The organism is Mycobacterium sp. NGS15 (genome assembly GCF_059813245.1).
In genome coordinates this window covers 43,380-62,162 of record NZ_JCALEF010000008.1, presented here as the reverse complement: position 1 = coordinate 62,162, position 18,783 = coordinate 43,380, and the positions used below count along the sequence as shown (strand labels likewise).

The 18,783-nt window shown below is 65.4% G+C and carries 20 protein-coding genes; 17 read left to right on the top strand and 3 right to left on the bottom strand.

Going from position 1 to position 18,783, the window contains the following annotated elements; translation table 11 throughout:
- The first annotated feature begins 117 nt into the window (after positions 1–117).
- Complete coding sequence (locus AC5Y5C_RS23215) at positions 118–966, top strand: DUF559 domain-containing protein (RefSeq protein WP_499976879.1); 849 nt, start codon at positions 118–120, stop codon at positions 964–966.
- 87 nt (positions 967–1,053) lie between these two features.
- Here AC5Y5C_RS23215 and AC5Y5C_RS23210 read toward each other — a convergent pair whose 3' ends face one another.
- Positions 1,054–2,454, bottom strand: coding sequence for an amidase (locus AC5Y5C_RS23210; RefSeq protein ID WP_499976878.1), 1,401 nt, complete (start codon positions 2,452–2,454; stop codon positions 1,054–1,056).
- A gap of 73 nt (positions 2,455–2,527) precedes the next feature.
- Between AC5Y5C_RS23210 and recO the strand changes: the two genes are divergently transcribed.
- From recO to AC5Y5C_RS23195, 3 genes are read left to right on the top strand one after another with little or no spacing between them, the layout of a single operon-like run.
- On the top strand, positions 2,528–3,313 hold the full coding sequence (gene recO, locus AC5Y5C_RS23205; protein ID WP_499976876.1) for a DNA repair protein RecO: 786 nt from the start codon (positions 2,528–2,530) through the stop codon (positions 3,311–3,313).
- Positions 3,276–4,184, top strand: coding sequence for an isoprenyl transferase (locus AC5Y5C_RS23200; RefSeq protein ID WP_499976875.1), 909 nt, complete (start codon positions 3,276–3,278; stop codon positions 4,182–4,184). The genes recO and AC5Y5C_RS23200 overlap by 38 nt, the downstream gene beginning before the upstream one ends.
- Positions 4,184–4,624 (top strand): hypothetical protein, encoded by a 441-nt coding sequence (locus tag AC5Y5C_RS23195; RefSeq protein ID WP_499976873.1) that lies wholly within the window; start codon positions 4,184–4,186, stop codon positions 4,622–4,624. The genes AC5Y5C_RS23200 and AC5Y5C_RS23195 overlap by 1 nt, the downstream gene beginning before the upstream one ends.
- Here AC5Y5C_RS23195 and AC5Y5C_RS23190 read toward each other — a convergent pair.
- Positions 4,621–5,013: a Fur family transcriptional regulator gene (locus AC5Y5C_RS23190; protein WP_499977034.1), complete on the bottom strand. Its 393-nt coding sequence runs from the start codon at positions 5,011–5,013 to the stop codon at positions 4,621–4,623. The two genes, AC5Y5C_RS23195 and AC5Y5C_RS23190, sit on opposite strands and share 4 nt — an antisense overlap.
- Positions 5,014–5,048: 35 nt before the next feature.
- Positions 5,049–5,408 carry an ArsR/SmtB family transcription factor gene (locus tag AC5Y5C_RS23185; RefSeq protein ID WP_005060366.1) on the bottom strand — a complete coding sequence of 120 codons (360 nt, stop codon included), beginning with the start codon at positions 5,406–5,408 and terminating at the stop codon, positions 5,049–5,051.
- 490 nt (positions 5,409–5,898) lie between these two features.
- Between AC5Y5C_RS23185 and AC5Y5C_RS23180 the strand changes: the two genes are divergently transcribed.
- Genes AC5Y5C_RS23180 through AC5Y5C_RS23120 form a run of 13 tightly spaced genes read left to right on the top strand, consistent with a single transcriptional unit; the run spans position 5,899 to position 18,736 of the window.
- Positions 5,899–6,981, top strand: a complete 1,083-nt coding sequence (locus tag AC5Y5C_RS23180; protein WP_499976871.1) for a hypothetical protein — start codon at positions 5,899–5,901, stop codon at positions 6,979–6,981.
- A gap of 40 nt (positions 6,982–7,021) precedes the next feature.
- Positions 7,022–8,137 (top strand): N-acetyltransferase, encoded by a 1,116-nt coding sequence (locus AC5Y5C_RS23175; RefSeq protein WP_499977033.1) that lies wholly within the window; start codon positions 7,022–7,024, stop codon positions 8,135–8,137.
- Positions 8,137–9,117 (top strand): SDR family NAD(P)-dependent oxidoreductase, encoded by a 981-nt coding sequence (locus AC5Y5C_RS23170; protein ID WP_499976869.1) that lies wholly within the window; start codon positions 8,137–8,139, stop codon positions 9,115–9,117. The genes AC5Y5C_RS23175 and AC5Y5C_RS23170 overlap by 1 nt, the downstream gene beginning before the upstream one ends.
- Entirely contained in the window at positions 9,114–10,229 is a 1,116-nt protein-coding gene (locus tag AC5Y5C_RS23165) for a fatty acid desaturase family protein (RefSeq protein WP_499976867.1), read from the top strand. The genes AC5Y5C_RS23170 and AC5Y5C_RS23165 overlap by 4 nt, the downstream gene beginning before the upstream one ends.
- The gene (locus tag AC5Y5C_RS23160) at positions 10,226–11,581 is read left to right on the top strand and encodes an aminotransferase class III-fold pyridoxal phosphate-dependent enzyme (RefSeq protein ID WP_499976866.1); all 1,356 of its coding nucleotides are present in this window, start codon (positions 10,226–10,228) and stop codon (positions 11,579–11,581) included. The genes AC5Y5C_RS23165 and AC5Y5C_RS23160 overlap by 4 nt, the downstream gene beginning before the upstream one ends.
- On the top strand, positions 11,578–13,086 hold the full coding sequence (locus AC5Y5C_RS23155) for a pyridoxal phosphate-dependent decarboxylase family protein (protein WP_499976864.1): 1,509 nt from the start codon (positions 11,578–11,580) through the stop codon (positions 13,084–13,086). The genes AC5Y5C_RS23160 and AC5Y5C_RS23155 overlap by 4 nt, the downstream gene beginning before the upstream one ends.
- Complete coding sequence (locus AC5Y5C_RS23150) at positions 13,083–13,793, top strand: hypothetical protein (protein WP_499976862.1); 711 nt, start codon at positions 13,083–13,085, stop codon at positions 13,791–13,793. Before AC5Y5C_RS23155 ends, AC5Y5C_RS23150 begins: the two co-directional genes overlap by 4 nt.
- Complete coding sequence (locus AC5Y5C_RS23145) at positions 13,790–14,308, top strand: Rv1443c family protein (protein WP_499976861.1); 519 nt, start codon at positions 13,790–13,792, stop codon at positions 14,306–14,308. Before AC5Y5C_RS23150 ends, AC5Y5C_RS23145 begins: the two co-directional genes overlap by 4 nt.
- Complete coding sequence (locus AC5Y5C_RS23140) at positions 14,305–15,057, top strand: hypothetical protein (protein WP_499976859.1); 753 nt, start codon at positions 14,305–14,307, stop codon at positions 15,055–15,057. Before AC5Y5C_RS23145 ends, AC5Y5C_RS23140 begins: the two co-directional genes overlap by 4 nt.
- Positions 15,058–15,059: 2 nt before the next feature.
- Complete coding sequence (locus AC5Y5C_RS23135; RefSeq protein ID WP_499976857.1) at positions 15,060–15,998, top strand: ABC transporter ATP-binding protein; 939 nt, start codon at positions 15,060–15,062, stop codon at positions 15,996–15,998.
- The gene (locus AC5Y5C_RS23130; RefSeq protein ID WP_499976855.1) at positions 15,995–16,765 is read left to right on the top strand and encodes an ABC transporter permease; all 771 of its coding nucleotides are present in this window, start codon (positions 15,995–15,997) and stop codon (positions 16,763–16,765) included. The genes AC5Y5C_RS23135 and AC5Y5C_RS23130 overlap by 4 nt, the downstream gene beginning before the upstream one ends.
- 16 nt (positions 16,766–16,781) lie before the next feature.
- Positions 16,782–17,057 carry an acyl carrier protein gene (locus AC5Y5C_RS23125; protein ID WP_499976853.1) on the top strand — a complete coding sequence of 92 codons (276 nt, stop codon included), beginning with the start codon at positions 16,782–16,784 and terminating at the stop codon, positions 17,055–17,057.
- Positions 17,054–18,736, top strand: a complete 1,683-nt coding sequence (locus AC5Y5C_RS23120; protein WP_499976851.1) for a fatty acyl-AMP ligase — start codon at positions 17,054–17,056, stop codon at positions 18,734–18,736. The genes AC5Y5C_RS23125 and AC5Y5C_RS23120 overlap by 4 nt, the downstream gene beginning before the upstream one ends.
- Positions 18,737–18,783 lie beyond the last annotated feature (47 nt).

Here is an 18,783-nt window from a genome sequence, read left to right as displayed (position 1 = left end):
CCCGCCCCGCCCGCCTACCGCCCCGCCCAGACCGAGGTTGTGGCGGTTTCGTCTCGCACAAATTCACCACAACCTCGGTCTCGCTGAGTTGTCAGAGGTCCATGGCATGGTCGCGACATGGGGAACCTGGTCATCGGGAGTGCGGCGATTACTTCGGGAGCGCTCACCCGCCACGAGTTGCGAACCGGCTATCGGCGCATTTATCGCAATGTCTATCTACCCGTCGGAGTGGAGCTCACCGCACGTGTACGGGCCGAAGCGGCCTTCCTGTGGTCGGGCGGCAGTGGCGTGGTGTGCGGCATCTCGGCTGCGGCCTTGCACGGTAATCCGTGGATATCTGCTGACCGTCCGGCCGAATTGATCCGCGAATGGCGTAGCGCACCCAAGGGGATCGTCTTGCATGCGGACTCGCTGTGTCCTGATGAGTTGACCGTGATTGGCGGGGTTAAGGTCACGACGCAGACCAGGACGGTGTTCGACATCGGTCGTCGGGTCTATACGTCCCGTGCGGTCGAATTGGTTGACGTGCTACTTCGGGACTGCGCGAAGAGCGAAGTAGACGATCTTGTTTCGCGGTATCGGGGTGCGCGGGGCATTCGGCGATTGACGAATGTGTTGTCGCTCGCGGACCCCGGCGCTGAGTCTGTTCAGGAGACACGACTGCGGATGTGCCTTGTCGGTGCGGGACTACCGCGTCCTGAAACTCAGATCGAACTCCGCGGTCGTGATGGGCGGACCATTCGCCTCGACATGGGTTGGCGGGAGCAACGGGTGGCCGCCGAGTTCGACGGGGCGCAGCATTGGGGCGACTCCGCTCAGCATCGCCGCGATATCGAACGGCAAGAGATGATCGCTTCGATGGGCTGGAGGCTGGTGCGAGTAAGTCGTGACCAGCTCATCAACCAACCGTTGGCGGTTATCCACCGGGTTCGAGCCGCCCTGAGCGCCGCGCAGCGAGCAGCTTAGCCGCCGAGACCGAGGTTGTGGCGAATTTGTGCGAGACGAAACCGCCACAACCTCGGTCTCGGCGTATGGGGTGCGCGGGGGCGCACCTCACCACCAGGGGTCGGGGGTTTCCGATGCCCAGTCGTTGATCGACTCCAGCTGCGCCGCAAGGGAAATCAGCAGCGGCTCGCTGTTTGCCGGACCCATCAACTGCACACCGACCGGCAAACCGTCCTCGGTGAACCCGGCGGGCACATTGACCGACGGCCACCCGAGCACATTCCACGGCCAGGTCATGGGACAGGCACCGATCTGTCCGCGATCCGTTGCGATACTGCCGATATCGTCGAAATCATAGATACCCGTTGGCGGTTGGGCGGTTGTCGGCGCCAGCACGACATTGAAACTGCCGAAGATCTTGCCGACGCGTGCCTGCAACCGCGGCTCCGCGGCCCGCGCCCGCCGCAGCGCCCAGCCTGCCAGTCGATCGCCCGTGCGCATATTGGTCACGGTGCGGTGATCCCAATGTGCCCCGGCATCGAGCCGGTCGCGCCACGGCAGCAGCCCGGCGGTTGCCCGCGGCAGGAAGTTCAGAGCCAGTCCGATGCCGTAATCCGGATCGCCCTCGGACACCATGTGCCCGAGGGAACGCAGCTGGTGGCCCACATATCGGGTGGCGGCTTCGATCGTCGGATGAAGGCGTGCGGAAAACCCCGAGAACGGAACCTTGAGCGACAGTGCGATACGAAGCTGCCCCGGGTCTTCGTGGACGGCATCGAGCACCCGGACGTGGGGTGGCTTGTGCAAGTCCCCGGAAGCGCTCCCCGAAGCGGCGTCCAATAACAGTGCGGCGTCGGCAACCGTGCGGGCCAGGGGCCCGTGCACCGTTATCCCGTTGAACGCCTCGGCCTGTGGCCAGGTGGAGATCCGGCCACGCTGGGGCTTGATGCCGATCAGATGTGTCCACGCGGCCGGAATGCGGATGCTCCCCGCCCCATCCGAACCGATCGCCCCCGCGACGAGGCCGGCCGCTACCGCCGCGGCGCTGCCGCCCGACGATCCGCCGGGGGTGTGACGGCGACTCCACGGGTTGCGGGTATGTCCGAAGCCGGGCCCACTGGTGAAGCCCCACTGGCCCAGCTCGCAGGTGTTGGTCTTGCCGACGATCACCGCGCCCGCCGACCGAAGCCGCCGCACCAGCTCGGCGTCCTCGGACTCCGAGCCGACGGCCCCGGCGGTGCCGAATGCGGTCGGGGTGCCCGCCAAGTCCGTGTCGTCTTTGATGGCGATAGGGACCCCGAGCAGCGGCAGCCGCTCGCCGGCGGCCAATCGCTTGTCGGCCTCGGCGGCGTCGGCGAGGGCGCTCTTGGTGCACACCACCCGGAACGCGTTGAGGGTCGACTGGCTGGATTTGATCGCGTTGAGCGCCGCGAGGGTCAGGGAAACAGAGCTGGCCGAACCCTCTACCAGTGCGGAGGCCTGGGAGGTGAGCGTAGGAAAGCCCGACATGACCAGAAGGGTAAGGCGTCGAAATAGTGCGTCAATGCGGGGATTCGTCGGTACCAGATGGAAAACTGTTCGAATGCGGCTTTACCGGGATCGTGCTGTCGTACTGCGGCAGCACAAGCTCGGTGAGGCCGACCGCATCGTGACCCTGCTGACCCGTCAGCATGGCCTGGTCCGTGCGGTAGCGAAGGGAGTGCGTCGCACCCGCAGTAAGTTCGGGTCACGGCTGGAGCCATTCGCGCATATCGATGTGCAGCTGTACCCGGGCCGCAATCTCGACATCGTCACGCAGGTGCAGGCCATCGACGCCTTCGCGTCGGACATCGTCAGCGATTACGGTCGGTACACCACCGCCTGCGCCATCCTGGAGACCGCCGAGCGGATCGCCGGTGAAGAGCGCGCCCCGGCCGTCGCCCTGCACCGCCTGACGGTCGGCGCGCTACGGGCGATCGCCGATCAGCAGCGCTCCCGCGAGTTGGTCCTCGATGCATATCTGTTGCGCGCCATGAGTATTGCTGGATGGGCGCCCGCCATCAGCGAGTGCGCGCGCTGCGCCACTCCCGGCCCGCACCGTGCCTTCCATGTGGGGGCGGGCGGCAGCGTCTGCGTGCATTGCCGCCCCGCGGGTGCGGTGACCCCGCCGCCGGGTGTGCTGGAGCTGATGGCCGCACTTCATGACGGCGACTGGGTGGCCACCGATGACGTGCCGCAGACCCAGCGCACCCAGGCCAGCGGATTGATCGCGGCGCATTTGCAGTGGCATTTGGAGCGCAAGCTGCGGACACTCCCGCTCGTCGAACGCGGGACCAGGTTAAATATGACCCATGGTGAAGAGCAGCCAGCCCGATCCGCAGCAGGATAAGTACTTCACGGATTGGGCCGATGTCCCGCCCGGCTACGCCCCGACGTTCCCGGACAAGACGGTTTTTCCTGCCGTTTTCCCCAAGCTGCTGCCCGGTTCGGGCCCCGCTGGCACCCGGCCGCATCCCGCGCCGATGCATCCGTCGGGTGCCACACCGCCGGCCATCCCCAAGGAGCTGATTCCCCGGCACGTCGCCGTGGTGATGGACGGCAACGGGCGCTGGGCGCGGGCCCGCGGGTTGCCACGCACCGAGGGCCACAAGATGGGCGAGGCCACCATGATGGATATGGTCTGCGGCGCCATCGAGATGGGCATCCCGTGGCTTACCACCTATGCGTTCTCGACGGAGAACTGGAGAAGGCCCGCGGACGAGGTTCGATTTCTCATGGGCTTCAACCGCGACGTGGTCAAGCGTCGACGGCACGATCTGAACAACATGGGGGTGCGGTTCCGCTGGGCGGGACAGAAGACACGGTTGTGGAGCAGCGTCTACAAGGAGCTCGAGATCACCGAGGAGCTCACCAAGAACAACAGCACGCTGACGTTGACCACATGCATCAACTACGGGGGCCGGGCCGAAATCGCCGAGGCAGCAAGGAGAATCGCCCGACTGGTGGAGTCCGGGCAGCTCAAGCCGGACCGCATCACCGAGGAGACCATTGCCAAGTACCTCGACGAGCCGGATATGCCCGACGTCGACCTGTTCTTGCGGCCCTCGGGTGAATTCCGGTCGAGCAACTTCATGATGTGGCAGTCGGCCTACGCCGAGTTCGTGTTCCAAGAGAAGATGTACCCCGACTTCGACCGCCGCGATCTGTGGGCGGCCTGCCTGGAATACGCGCAGCGTGACCGACGATTCGGTACCGCGTAATGGTTGACGAGCCGCTCGCACGAAGAGGATCAGGCAACGACCCGGAAAACGGCGCCGACGAGATTCTGGACCGGGTGTACCGCGTGTTGCACCCGGTGCTACCGGTCGTCAGGGAAGCCGATGGCGCGCTGACCGCCGACTACGAGGGCACGCTCACCTCGATCCGCGCGGTCACCATCGCGGCGGGCCTGGATGTGGTGTCGCTGTCGCAGGTACTGGCTTGGGATGTGGCCGTCAACGCCAAATCGCGGCACCTGGTCGACGGGCTCGCGCAGAAGTCCCTGTTTGGGAACATCTTGTTGATTGCCAAGGGGCGCAAGGCAGATGTGTTGTTGCGCTACAACTTTCCCGCCACCGAAATCTCCGATGAGGCATTGGTGACACTGCTACTGATGGTGTTTTCGACGGGTGCTGACGCGAGAAAGGCGTTGGGCAACTAGGAGACCGGGTTGCTGGCGCTGCAACGACTGCACAGGCCGAAGACCTCCACCGTGTGGTGGACCTCGGTGAAGCCGTGTTCTTCGGCGATGTCGGCGGCCCATGCCTCGACGGCGCCCGCCTGTACTTCGACGGCGAAACCGCAGCTCTGGCAGACCAAATGATGGTGGTGGCCGTCCGAACAGCGCCGATATACCGACTCTCCGGTGTCGTTGCGCAGCACATCGACCTCGCCCGACGTCGACATCGACTGCAGGGTTCGATAGACGGTGGTCAGGCCGATGCCTTCCCCGGTGCGCCTGAGTTCGTCATGCAGTTCTTGCGCAGACCTGAATTCGTCCGTCCGTTTCAGTAGGGCGGTAATGGCTGCCCGCTGGCGGGTGGATCGCACGGTCCCTCGCAGGACCGGACGCTCCTCGCGGACGCTCATCGCTGTTCCTCGGTGTGCGCCACGGCATCGACGACGATATGAGAGAGGTGATCGTCGACGAGGCGGTACATCACCTCTCGCCCCTGACGCTCCCCGGAGACCACTCCGGCGGCCTTGAGCACTCGCAGGTGCTGACTGATAAGCGGCTGGGCGACACCGACCGCGTCGACCAACTCGTGGACGCAGCGTTGCGATTCGCGCAGCTGCAACACGATGGCGATGCGCACCGGAGCGGCAAGTGCACGGAGCAACTCGCCGGACTGTTCGAGGATCTCGCGCGGGGGCAGCGGCCCGGGCGGCGTGAGCGGAGCATGCGGTGGTTCGTCATGTGCGGAACTAAGCACGGTGTTCACCACGGCGCTTCACCTCAACCTGATCACGCCCCGGCCTGTCCGGAGACCCAACATTCGGGACCGGCGGCAAACCGGGCCCATCTACTGAGGGTAGTGGCCGATCGCCGATCTGGTTGTAACGGTGTGGTCGTGGCGGCTGGGGACCGGTGTGCATCCGGGCCACGTCGGTGCTCGCCCTCTGGACCCTCTGATGTTTGCTGACCTGTCCAAAATCGTTGGCGTGGTGGGTGACGAACAGGGCGGAACGGCCTGCAAGTGTCGCCATATTCAGCGACTCGCGCGGTGGCGGCCGTAGGTTCACTCCCGGTGTGTGCCGTCGGCTTTCTGGGCCCTCACCAATCAATTTATGCACCCTAACTGGTCGATTGCGGGTGAGCAGCGTCACAGCCTGCTCACAGGTCTCGGCGTTGACACGTGGCCGCTACATCTCTACGTTATGAAAACGATAACCATTATCAATTACGATTTTGACGCCTATCTGAGGATGATCGCCATGGCCACCTTTGCTACCGGCACCGATGAGCTGAAGAACACCGACGGTGTGAACCGGCCGGGGTGGTTTGTCAGCAGACGTGTCGACATCCTTTTTGTCTTCGGGCTGGGCGCGTTGTTGTCTGCAGTGCTCTTCGCGGCAGACGGGCACAAGGGCGTGTTCCTCATCGGTGCGGTGGCCTTCTCCCTGCTTTCCGACCTCCCGCATGTGCTGACGACATCGGCCCGGGTGTGGATGGATCCCCGCGAGCGGTCCCGGTTCTGGGCGCACTATGTGATCAGCTTCGTCGTGGTCGCCGCGATCGTCGGCACGTTGTGGTTCGGCGGCTGGATGGTGCCACTGCTGGCCATCTGGGCCTATTGGCAGGTGTTCCACGTCCTCAAACAGCACTTCGGCATCATCAACATCTACGCGGCAAAGAACGGTTACAAGGGCCCGCGCAACCGGCTCAAGTACGCGTTGTACGCCGTCTGCCTGGCCCCGGTGCTGTACCGGGCGAGCCAGGGCCTGAACTTCTCCGAGTACGTGGTCTTCGGCCACCGACTGCCCTTCTCGAACCTGAGCGTGCCGGTGCCGCCCATTCCCGGATTCTTGGTCATCGGTGGATTCGTCTGCGCCGCAGTCATGTTGGGTATTGCCGTATGGGAGCAATTCCAGTTGAAGCGGGCCGGGCAGCGCACGCTGCCCGCCATGTCGGTGGCCACCTTCGTCATCGCGGCACTGTCCTACAACCTGTCCTACCTGCTGGTATCGGACCTTTTCGCGCTCATTCTGATCGCGACGACAACGCACAGCCTGCAGTACCACCTGATCAACTGGACCCGGAACAACACCCGCTTCGCGCGCACAGAGGATCCGGGCGAGAAGAAGCTGCTGTTGGCACGGCTGTCGACGCGTAAGGCGCTGCCGCTGTACGTCGCGTTCTTCGCCGGGCTGGGCATCCTCGCCGGGCAGCTCGACACGGTCATCTTCGCGGTCCCGCTGACCTTCGTGCTGCACCACTTCTACATGGACGGCGCACTGTGGAAGAGCAAGGGCAATCCGGAATTGGCCTACGACCTTGGAATCGTCCGTGCTGGATAGCGGACTGATCGAGCAGCGGCAGGCTCGCGTGCCGGTATCGGTGCGGCGCGTCGAGTCTCGCCGCGACGCCCAGCAATTCGTCGCGATGCCATGGCGTATCTACGGTGACGACCCCTGCTGGCGCCCCACACTGCGCCGCGTCATGCACGCGAAGATGAACGCCAAGCACAACCCTGTGCACCGCGAGGTGCAGATCGAGAATTTCGTCGCCTATCGGGGCGGCAGCCCCGTCGGCCGCATCTCCGCAAGCATCGACTCGGCATACGTGCAGCGCTACGGGGACTGCGCATTCTTCGGGTTCTTCGAGAGCGAGGACGACGAAGCAGTAGCGGGTGCTCTGCTCGGGACGGCCGAACAATGGGCTGTGCGCCGGGGCGTCACCAAGATGGTCGGCCCGTTCAGCTATACCTCCCGTGAGGAAGTCGGCCTCCTGGTCTCCGGCTACGACAGGCCGCCGGCGGTCATGCAGCCCCACAACCCCCGGTACTACCCGGCGCTGGTAGAGGCGGCCGGATATCGCAAGAAGTTCGATTCCGCCTCTTTCCGTTGGCATGTCGACGGCAGCCCGGAGGTCCAGCAGCGCCTGATCAGGCGGGCCGACGCGGTGATGCGCGACCAGGGAGTGACGGTGCGCTCGGTGCGGATGCGTGACTATGCGGACGAGCTGGAGATACTGCGCGGTCTGTACAACGACTCCTTTGCTCACCATCCCGAGAATGTCCCGCTCAGTCGTGAGGTGTTCTCGGGGATGGCCGCGGAGATGCGGCCCCTGATCGACCCGAAAATCGTCCGGATAGTCGAATCCGAAGGCACCCCAGTGGGATTCCTGTTGATGCTGCCGGACGTCAATCAGGTCGTCGGGCGCTCGGGCCGGCTCACGCCCGCGCTGCTGGCACGGCTCGCGGCCCGGCGCGACGGACGCATCCGTGGGATCGAGACCGCCGTGGTGGTGCTCATCGGCGCGGTGCAGACTCAGTTCGGCGCCGGGATCGGACGGATCCTGGCGGGGGAGATCGTCCGGACAATCACCGGCAGCGGCTACTCCTCGGTTGCCACCACGTGGGTTCACGAGGACAACGTGTGGTCGAATTCGCTGACCTCTCAGATGAAGACGGACCCGGAGAAAATCCACCGGGTCTATCAGAAGGCGCTGTGATGGGCGATCGGATATTGGTCACCGGGGCCACCGGGTACCTGGGTTCCACTCTCGTCGCATCGCTGGTACAGGCCGGCGAGCGGGTCACGGTCCTGACGAACCCGCACGACCCTGCCGTTCTCGGCGACGAACTGCGTCCCCATGTCGACACGGTCTGCGCCGATATCACCGATGCGCAGAGCATCGACGACGCGATGCGCGGTGTATCCCACGTGTATCACCTTGCCGGTATCGCGTCGCCTAATTCTCGTCTTGGGCACAGGATTTGGCAGACCAATGTGCTCGGTACCTACCATGTGGCGCGCGCTGCGGTGAAGCAGGGTGTGCAGCGCGTGGTGCACGTTTCGTCCACCGCTGCCGTCGGTTACCCGCCCAACGGTGTGGTGGCAGACGAAGACTTTGATCCACGGGATTCGGTGCTGGACAACGTGTATTCGGCAACCAAGCGTACGGCAGAGCGGCTGATGCTGGACTTCGCCGAGCGCGGTCTGGACGTTGTCGTGGTGAACCCCGCCGCCGTGTTCGCGCCCGGTGTGGGGCCGGCACGGTCCTGGCGGGGGCTGTTGGTTGCCGCCCGTAGGGGTCTGCTGCGTGTGGTACCGCCCGGAGGCACCGCGGTGTGTTCGGCACGGGATTTCGTCGTGGGCATCACCGCGGCGATGGCCAAGGGCGACACGGGGCGCCGGTACATCCTGAGCACCGCGAATCTGTCCTACCGGCAGATCGGGGAGCTGCTCGTGACCGCGGTCGGGCGCCAGCATCCGGTGCGGTCTGCGCCCATGGGGTTGTTCCGGGCGGTGGGAAAGGGCAACAGGCTGGTGCGCGATGTCTCCACACGCTTCGACCCCGATGATGCGCTGATTCCCGAAAACGTCGAACTGATGGCCCGTGAGTTGTACTACGCGCCCGATAGGGCGGTGCGAGAGCTGGGAATTCCCCAGTTGTCTACCCACGAATTGATAGCGGAGTTTGTGCGATGAGTCCCCCGCAAGCGGGAGGTACCCCCAGCGTGCGCGAAGAGCATCAGGGCCGGATGACGGTCGAGGCACGGCAGACGCAGGGCGGTTCCAGGGAAGCGCTCGGCATATCGATGGCCGATGCGCGCGCACTGGTCGCGGACCTGACCGCCCGCCGCCAATGGATCTACTGGCTGGACCTGGCCGCGTGCGTGGCAGTTGGATACACGGCATTCCTGTTATGTCCGGCCGACAACTTGCTGTCGCTGCCGGCGGTGGCCTGCATGACGGTGGCGGCCTTCGCGTTCTATCGCGGAGTGCTGTTTGTCCACGAGCTGGTGCACGCCGAGCGTGACCTGCGCTGGTTCTCGGTGGTCTGGCACATAGTATGCGGAATCCCTTTCCTGGCACCGAAGTTCACTTTCGAGTTCCATCATGAACACCACGCTTCGCGCACCTATGGCACCGCCGAGGACGGGGAGTATGTGGCCTACAGCGGCGAGCCTCGCTGGCGCATCGTCCTCTTGCCATTCACCGCGCTGGGCGGTCCGCTGGCATTCGTCTTCCGGTTCCTGGTGCTGGCTCCGCTGAGCTGGCTGATTCCCGCGATCAGGCCCGTCGTGCTCACCCGCGCGTCATCGCTCATGATCGACGCCGATTTTGAGCGTCCGTTGCCGCCGGCCGGCACGCCCCGCTCCTGGTTGGTGCAGGAGATCGCTTGTTTCGCATACACATCCGCTTTGCTGGTGCTGCTGCTCCTGGGCGCCTTCTCGCCGTACCGGCTGCTGGAGGCGTACCTGGTGATCGCCCTGGCGCTGTTCGTGAACTGGTTGCGAGTGCTGGCGGCGCACCGGTACGAGGGCACGACCGAGCGGATGACGTTCCCGGAGCAGGTCCTCGATTCGATCGACCATCCCTCGGTCCCCGTCTTGGGCTCACTGTGGGCGCCGGTCGGGTTGCGTTTCCATGCGGTGCACCACTTCTTCCCCCAGTTGCCCTATCACCAGCTGGGCGAGGCACGCCGCCGGCTTGTGGCGGCGATCCCGCCCGATGCCGGGTACTGGTCCACCGAAGACCGTTCACTCGCCTCATCGCTGCGGCGTCTGCTCGCCCACCCGCGTAAGGACACGGCATGAACACCAGCCAACTAACCTCCGTTGCCAGAGAATCCGGGGCCGCCACCTACTCCCGGCGCCTCCCGATACGGCCGATTGAGGCACGCGGCGCCCGAGTGCGCGCCGACGACGGCCGCTGGTACGTCGACTGCCTGGCCGCGGCCGGGGCCATGTCGCTGGGCTGGAATCACCCGGTTGTCAGCGAGGCCGTCATGAAGACGGTCTCTTCAGGGGAACCGTTACTGTCCCTGGACTTCCACACCCCGTCCCGGGACCGGTTCGTCGAGGAGCTGCTCTCCATCCTGCCGGTCCGGCTTGCCGCCGACGCCAGCATCCACCTGTGCTCGCCGAGCGGGGCGAGTGCGGTGGAGGCCGCACTCATGCTCGCCGAGGTTGCCACCGGCGGACGCGAACACGTTGGTGTGCAAGGCGGATTCCACGGCTGCACCCGGGCGGCACGCGCGGCGAGCTCGGGGGGTGGACTGCGTCAGCAGCCGGTGGTTCTGTCCCCGCACGCGAGCTTCCTGCCGTACCCGCAGGAGTACCGCAGCCCATTCGGGATAGGCGGGGAGCAGGGGGTCGAGCTGGCGATTGCCGCGGCCGACGCGCTTGCGCGCCCACATAGCGGCGTGACGGCACCGGCATCACTGATCGCCGAGTTCGTGCTGGGTGAGGGCGGGGTGATTCCCGCTCCGCCGCGCTGGGGACAGGCATTGCGCCGGACCGCATCGACGCTCGGGATACCGCTGATCGCCGACGAGGTGCAGGCGGGTATGTACCGCACCGGCCCGGCGTGGGCGTTCCAGCATTGCGGCATCGAACCCGATATGGTGGTGATCTCCAAGGGGCTCGGATCGGGTATCCCCATCGCAGTCCTCGTGGTGCGCAAGGAATTTGACGTGTGGGAACCCGGTGCATTCACCGGGACGTTCCGCGGGAACGCCATGGCCTTCGCCGCCGCCAGCGCCGTGATGCGCTTCGCACGCGAGAACGGCCTGCGTGCACAGGTCGCCGCCCGGGGCAAGGTCTTCCTGGATGGCCTGAACGCCATCGCATCCCGCTTCAACCTGGTCGGTGATGTGCGCGGGATCGGGCTCATGCTGGGCGTGGAGATCGTGGATCCCGATCTGCCATGGCCGCATGAGGCCGGAGCGCCGGCACCCGAACTCGCCGCCGACATCCAGCGGGCGTGCCTGCACCATGGTCTGATCGTCGAGACCGGCGGCCAGTACGGCAACGTGGTCCGATTCTTGCCGCCGTTGACCATCGAGGAAGTCGATATCGCCGCGGCACTGAACGCGTTCGAGTTGGCTCTCGCCGCGGTAGAGCGCACGCGGTCACGCAGCGAGCCCGCATTGGCGGAATCCCGGTGACGCCCGATCCCAGCCCCTTCGTGAGTGACTTCCTCACCGGGGGAAGCGAAACCGCATACCGCGAAGCCATCGTGCTGGCGGCCGACCGGGCGTGCGCGGCGCTGGGCGGCGTCACCAAGCCGGGCCTGGTGGAGGGGTACGCGGCGCTGAAACGTGATGCTGGGCGCCTGGACCTCGACGATCCCGAGGGCGCGGGACTGAGCCGGGCACTGGACGAGGCTGCGGGGCTGCTCGCGGAGAAGTCCGTAGTGGTCACCCACCCGGCGTATCTGGCGCACCTGCACTGCCCGCCCGCGCTGCCGTCGCTGGCCGCCGAGGTCCTTATCAGCGCGTTCAACCAGTCGATGGACTCCTTCGATCAGGCGCCCGCGGCCACCGCAATCGAGCAGCAGGTCATCGAATACCTATGCGCCAGAATGGGGTACACGCCCGGATCGGATGGGACCTTCACCAGTGGGGGCACCCAGTCGAACCTGCAGGCGCTACTGCTCGCGCGGGATCTGTTCGCCCGCAACACCTACGGCTGGGACATCGCGGCACGGGGATTGCCGCCGGAGGCCAGCTCGTGGCGTGTGCTGTGCACCCGGCAGACACATTTCTCGGTACAGCAGGCACTCCGGCTCCTCGGGCTCGGGACCAGCGCCGTCCTCGAAGCACCCACCGACGATGCCGGGCGTCTGAGAGTCGAGGAGCTCGCGGGAATTCTGGACGAGGCGGATCGTGCGGGCACACCCGTGTTTGCGCTCGTGCTTACCGCCGGTACCACGGATTTCGGGGCGATCGACCCACTGGAAGCGCCCATCGCCATGGCCCGTGCGCGCGGAATCTGGAGCCATGTGGATGCCTGCGCGGGTGGGTGCCTGATCTTCAGCGAGGAGCACCGGGCCCTGCTGCGCGGTATCGAGCTGGCGGACTCGGTTGCTCTCGACTTCCATAAGCTGCTGTTCCAGGCGATCAGTTGCAGCGCCCTGTTGGTACGCAACCGTGCGAGTTTCGACGTGCTTGCCGCACATGCCGATTACCTCAATCCGGAGAGCGACGCCGAGCACGATGTGCTCAATCTGGTGGGTAAATCGCTGCAGACCACCCGCCGTTTCGACGCGCTCAAGGTGCTGGTCACGCTGAGGGCGGTGGGGCAGCGTCATATCGCGGCGATGATCGATGCCACCTGTGCGGCCGCACACGCTGCTGCCCAGGCAGCGGCTGATCATCCGGACCTGGAACTGGTGGCGCCGGTGTGCACCAACACCGTGGTGTTGCGCTGGCGGCAGCCGGGCCTGGCGGACGAGGTGTGCGACGGTGTCAACGACAGGGTCCGTGCCGAGCTGGCCCGCACCGGTAGGGCGATCGTGGGCCGGTCCAGTGCGGCTGGGGGACAGGCGATCAAGCTCACCTTCGTGAACCCGTTGGTCGCGGCGTCGATGGCGGCCGCGATGGTCTCCGAGATCGCCGCGCACGGTAACCGGATCTGGTGTGCCCGCATCCCAGAGGTCAGCGCCGTATGAGCAACCCCGTGGTGCGTGTTGACCGTGTTCCGGCATCCGATGCCCGTTTTGCCTGGGCCAAGAATGTCGAGTTCTCGATTTTCGGTTTGGAGAACGATTTCGCCGACGACGCCGATATCGCGGCGGGGGAGATGGTGCACTACCGGCCCTGGGAGCGGTCGTCGGAGATCTACGTCGGCTTTACCGAAGAGTCGCGGGACTATCCCGTCGGCGTATTGCGTGCGTTGCGGCACGATCCCGAGCTTGGGTTCGGTAGTTTCAGCACCTTGCGAGATGCCCGGAACTTCCGGAGCGGCACTGGACCGGCGCGCAATTACCTTTACCCGCAGTGGGATTCGTTCTTCGGTGAGGTGGCGCCGGAGCGCATCGCCGAGCTCGCCACACAAGGGGTACGCAAGAAGCACCGGCGCGCCGGAATGATCGAGCAGATCTGGCAGGCCCTCTTCGGGACGCTGGCCGCCGACGGCGTCCAGTTTGTGACGGTGGCGCTGGTGGTGCCGCTGTTCGACTGGTACCACCACCTGCTGCCCCACCGGCTGCATCAGATCGGCGACATCTTGCCCAACTACATCGGTGCGGACAGTGTGCCGGCCGTCCTCGACATCAGCGGCTCCTTCGTCCCCGATGCCGCCGCCGCGGTCCGTGACGGCTCGCTGTTGACCGCCACCACCGTGCTTCCGTCCCCCGATAAGGAAAGAACCAGATGAGATCGATTCACACCGAAGAGCATGTTTTCCGCAAGGTCAGCGAGATCGACTGTCCCGTAGACAAAGTGTGGGAACGGGTCACCTCGCAAGAGGGCATCAACGATGAAATGGGCCCGTACATGAAGATGACCATGCCCAAGCAGTTCCGCGGCAGGTCCATCGCAGACGTCACTCCGGGCACCCGGATTGGCAAGAGCTTCCTGCTGTTGTTCGGCATTCTGCCGTTCGGATTCGACGACATCACGGTGGCGCGGCTCGAGCCCGGCCGGATGTTCCGTGAAGAGTCGCTCATGACCGGTATGCGGGTGTGGGTACACCACCGCACCCTGGAGCCGGTGGCATCCGAGACGGGCGAAAAGACCAGGGTGACCGACGAGATCACGCTGGCCCCGCAGGCACCGCTGGGCTTGATCCCCGGGTGGGGCAGGCTGATGAGCAAGATTCTGGCGGCCTTCTTCGCGCACCGGCACCGGCGGCTGAGCCGGACCCTGTCCGTCACCGGAGCGCTGCGATGAGACGCCTGGGCGCGGGAGCCGCGGCGGTGCTCTCGGTGGCGGTGGCCGCCGCCTGCGCACCGGTGAACGAGGAGGCCGGGAAACCCGTCGGGCATGCCTTCGCGTTGTTGAAGTACCCGTCAGGACAAGGGGACCCGGCAGCAGAGCCGCAGGGCAAATCACCCTTCGGTGACTATGCACAGGAGGTCTCCGGCTCGGTGACCTATCTCGGAGAGACCACCGCGCTACCGGGTGCCGGAGTCATGACCATCGGCCCGGGACCCCGGCGCGGCGAATTGAAGATCGAGCAGTACTACCAGGGAGACCGATTCCCGTACGAGACCGGGATCGTCTCCGGTGGCGAGGGTAAGCGCAGCACCCTGGATGCCATCACCATCGTCAACCCGCTGGACTCGCGGGTGACGCTGCAATGCGCCATCGACGGTGGAATCACCTTGGCGGACATCGATAGTGAGCGTGAACTCAACGGCACCTGCGGCGGGGGAGCCACGGCTCACGGTCACATCAGGCCCGAGGGCAGTCGCAAGGTGACCTGGCGCGACAAGCCCGTCGAGCTCGTGCGCACGGTCATGGATCTGACCGTCACCGGTGTGAGCAGTGGCGAGATCCACCAGATCAACGAGGTACCCCGCGACAGCACCGTCGGCAGCTTTCCCTTGTTCACCTCGATTGACGTGAACATGACAGCGCAGGGCATCACTCTTGCCGAGAAGCTGGAACGCCAGGTCCTCCCGAAAGTGAAGGGCTGAGCATGACAACAGATGTAAACGCCCCCGCATTGCGTGCGGCAGATCTGGTCAAGGCCTACCCCGGCTCGGAGACTCGGGCCGTCGACGGGCTGAATCTGACTATCCCGCAGGGCATCGTCTACTGCCTGCTCGGCAGGAACGGGGCCGGCAAGACCACCACCATCCGGATGGCGACGACACTGCTCGCTCCCACCAGTGGGGAACTCGAGGTGCTCGGAATCCCGGTCGCCAAGACCAAGGAGTTGCGTCCCCTGATCGGTGTGGCTCTGCAAGAGGTGGCGCTGGATCTGTGGATGTCACCGGTCGAGCAGATCCGGATGAGTCTGGCCATCGCGGGCTGGCCCAAGGGGCAGCGGAGGGCGCGCGAGGAAGAGCTCGTCGAGCAGTTCGGCCTGAGCAGTTACCTGAACCGGAAGGTGGGCGCACTCTCCGGCGGCATGCGCCGTCGCGTCGACGTCGCGCTGGCGGTCGCCCACAACCCGCAGATGCTATTCCTCGACGAGCCGTCCAGTGGACTGGATATCGAAGGCAAACAGGAGGTGTGGAATGCCATCCGGCTGCTGCGCGCCGAAGGACGCACCGTCGTGCTGACGACTCACGATATGGACGAAGCAGTGTCGCTCGCCGACGAGGTCGGCATCGTCAAGAGCGGTCAACTCGTCGCCTCGGGCTCCACCCAGGAGTTCACCCGCAGCCACGGTTACGCCGTGGAGATCTCCGTGGACGGCGGCATACCCGAGGACACCGCCCACGAGTTGGCGGCCGCGGGATACACCGTGCAGCGCCAGGATTCCGGTGCGCTGACGGGAACCCTGGATTCCGCATCGGCATCGGACCTGGGGGCGCTGAGTGCCGAGCTCGGCCGGGTCGGCTTGGGCGCGGCCAGTATCGAAGTGCGATCCACCTCGCTGCGCGACGCATTCCTGGAGGTAACCCAGTGACCGCCTTGTCCAATACCGCACGGCTGTTCCGCCGTTACGTCGTTGTCGGCTTGCGGCAGCCGGTTTTCGGGTTCATCTTCCCGATCGTCTTCCCGGTCGTTCTGGTGATCTTCGTGCGGTCGATGTTCCAGCGCGTTGCCGACTTGCCCGGATTCCCGCTCTCCTCGTACACCGCGTACATCGCGCCCGGGCTCATCATGCTGATTCCGATGCTCGGTGCCGGGTACGGGGCCGGGACACTCATCGACGAGATCCGATCGGGGTTCACCGACCGACTGCGGCTGTACGGCGTCTCCACCGGCCAGATCATGGCCGCCAAGATCGGCTTCGAGATGTTCCGCATCCTGCCTGCGGCGGTCATCGTGATCGGGCTGCTCGCCTTCCTCGACGCACCACTGCGGGCGGGCCTGCTGACCGGGGTCTTCCTTGTGCTGGTGATGTTCTTGTGGTCGGCGGCCTACAGCTCGCTGTTCTATCTAGTGGCATTGCGAACCCTCAATCCGCAAGCGCCCGTGGCGATGCTGCCGCTGGCGCTGCCGGTGCTGTTCATCAGCCAGGCACTCATGCCCTCGGTGTTCCTGTCCGACTGGCTCAGGATCAGCATCAACGCGAACCCCTTCTCGCACATTGTGTCCGCCGCCTCCACAATCATGTACGGCGAGTTCGACGCGATGCTCGTCGTCAAGGGTTCACTGGTGGCCATCGGCATGTTCGCCCTCCTCCAAATTCCCATCCACCTGGTGATCCGCCGAAAAATAGGCAAGTAGAAGGCTCATAAAGAAAATGGAAACTACCTCAGGCCCCGACGTTCTTCGCGCAAGCGACTCATCACAAGTCCGCGAGTTCCTCATCGAGTTCATCGCCGAGGAACTCGAGATGCCCACGGCGGACGTCAACGACTTCTCCGAACTGGTGGGGGATCTCGGATTCGATTCGCTGTCGTTCGCGGTGGGAGTATCGGAGATCAAGGGCCGCTTCGGTATTCAGCTGACTAAGGACGATGTCTTCGAGTGCAAGACGCTCGGGGCGTTGATCGAACTGGTGGAGAGTCGTTTGTGATGAGCCGCTTGCGCGAAGAACCTCCGATATCGAACCCGGTGTTGGACAGACTGCGGGCCAGTGCCGTCAACGAACGCGGCCTGACCTGCGCACCGATCGGACCCGACGGCACATCGCGGCTGGCCGAACTGGGCACCACGGCGTGGGCCGATGTGCACCAGCAGGGGCTGCGTATCGCCGGTGCCCTGCAGGCGGCGGGTGTGCGAGCGGGTGACGCGGTGGCCGTATTGGCCGGTGCCCCAGGTGAAATCGCACCTTTGGTACAAGGCATCTGGATGTCGGGTGCCTCGGTGACCATGTTGCACCAGCCCACGCACCGGTCCGATATGCAGCTGTGGATCGCGGACACCGCCAAGGCGCTGGCCGCGGTGGGTTCGGCGACCGTGATCGTGGGGGACCCGTTCCTCGGGGCCGCCGGGCAATTCGCGGCCGTCGGTGCTCGCGCGCTGGAGCTTCCGGACCTGCTGACCGGCGCACCGGGGGAGATCATCGTTACCGACCAGGACGACATTGCCTTCCTGCAGTTGACCTCCGGGTCCACCGGCACGCCGAAGGCGGTCAGCATCACCTATCGCAACATCGAGGCCAATCTGCGGGCGATGGTCGACGCTTCGGGCGCCGATCCAGCGTCCGATGTCGTGGTGAGTTGGCTACCGCTGTTCCACGACATGGGCATGATGGGTTACTTGATCGTCCCGATGTGCCGGGGGATGAATACCGTCAGCGTGACTCCGATGGATTTCCTCGGTGACCCGCTGCTGTGGGCGGAACTGATCAGCAGGTACCGCGGCAGTATGACGGCGGGGCCCAATTTCGCGTATTCACTGCTGGCCCGACGTCTGCGCAAGGCACCGGAGGGTGCCTACGACCTGTCCTCGCTACGGTTCGCACTCAGCGGTGCCGAGGCCATCGATGTCGCGACACTGGAACGATTCGCCACCGAGGGCGCCCGGTTCGGTATGCGCGCCGACGCCATCGTCCCCGCGTACGGCATGGCTGAGGCCACCTTGGCGGTCTCTTTTGTTCGGCGCGGCGAGGGCTACCGGGTGTGTCCGCCGCATCCTGACCTCGTCGCCGTCCAGGGTGAAGAGGCCAGCGCCCGTGTGGCACTGGGCCTTCCGCTGCCCGGCTGTGAGGTGAGGGTGGTGGCCGAGGACCGCTCGGTGCTGCCCGCGGAGACGATCGGTGAGCTTGAGATCCGGGGAGAGAACGTGACCGCCGGATACCGCACCGCGGAGGGGTTCGAGCCGATGCTCGACGCACAGGGCTGGTTGTCCACCGGCGATATCGGGTACCTCACCGAGGACGGGCAGCCGGTGATCTGTGGCCGCAAGAAGGACATCCTGATCATCTCGGGTCGCAATGTGCACCCCGAAGACATCGAGCGGTCGGTCGCGGGCGTCCCGGGTGTGAAGTCCGGTGGTGTCGCCGCGGTACGTCTGTCCACCGCTGCGGCGGGCGAGGGGTTCGCGATGGTGGCCGAATCGGCGCTGCATGCCGACGATGCCGAGAGTGCACGCATCCGTGCCGAGGTGGCCGACCGTGTGTACCGCAGTCTGGGGGTGAGCCCGCGCGATGTCCACGTGGTTCCGGCCGGGTGGATCCCCAAGACATCCTCGGGAAAGCTGCGGCGGCGGGAGACCTCCGAACGGCTGAAGAGGTGTGAACCGGCCCGATGACGGCACGGGAGAATCTTCAGGCGGCGAGGCACAATGCCCGCACCTGG

Bases quoted from the DNA above. Each gene is read 5' to 3' on its own strand.
- AC5Y5C_RS23215 (WP_499976879.1), top strand. From the start codon at position 118: ATGGGGAACCTGGTCATCGGGAGTGCGGCGATTACTTCGGGAGCGCTC.
- AC5Y5C_RS23210 (WP_499976878.1), bottom strand. From the start codon at position 2,454: ATGTCGGGCTTTCCTACGCTCACCTCCCAGGCCTCCGCACTGGTAGAG.
- recO (WP_499976876.1), top strand. From the start codon at position 2,528: ATGCGGCTTTACCGGGATCGTGCTGTCGTACTGCGGCAGCACAAGCTC.
- AC5Y5C_RS23200 (WP_499976875.1), top strand. From the start codon at position 3,276: ATGGTGAAGAGCAGCCAGCCCGATCCGCAGCAGGATAAGTACTTCACG.
- AC5Y5C_RS23195 (WP_499976873.1), top strand. From the start codon at position 4,184: ATGGTTGACGAGCCGCTCGCACGAAGAGGATCAGGCAACGACCCGGAA.
- AC5Y5C_RS23180 (WP_499976871.1), top strand. From the start codon at position 5,899: ATGGCCACCTTTGCTACCGGCACCGATGAGCTGAAGAACACCGACGGT.
- AC5Y5C_RS23170 (WP_499976869.1), top strand. From the start codon at position 8,137: ATGGGCGATCGGATATTGGTCACCGGGGCCACCGGGTACCTGGGTTCC.
- AC5Y5C_RS23165 (WP_499976867.1), top strand. From the start codon at position 9,114: ATGAGTCCCCCGCAAGCGGGAGGTACCCCCAGCGTGCGCGAAGAGCAT.
- AC5Y5C_RS23160 (WP_499976866.1), top strand. From the start codon at position 10,226: ATGAACACCAGCCAACTAACCTCCGTTGCCAGAGAATCCGGGGCCGCC.
- AC5Y5C_RS23150 (WP_499976862.1), top strand. From the start codon at position 13,083: ATGAGCAACCCCGTGGTGCGTGTTGACCGTGTTCCGGCATCCGATGCC.
- AC5Y5C_RS23145 (WP_499976861.1), top strand. From the start codon at position 13,790: ATGAGATCGATTCACACCGAAGAGCATGTTTTCCGCAAGGTCAGCGAG.
- AC5Y5C_RS23140 (WP_499976859.1), top strand. From the start codon at position 14,305: ATGAGACGCCTGGGCGCGGGAGCCGCGGCGGTGCTCTCGGTGGCGGTG.
- AC5Y5C_RS23135 (WP_499976857.1), top strand. From the start codon at position 15,060: ATGACAACAGATGTAAACGCCCCCGCATTGCGTGCGGCAGATCTGGTC.
- AC5Y5C_RS23125 (WP_499976853.1), top strand. From the start codon at position 16,782: ATGGAAACTACCTCAGGCCCCGACGTTCTTCGCGCAAGCGACTCATCA.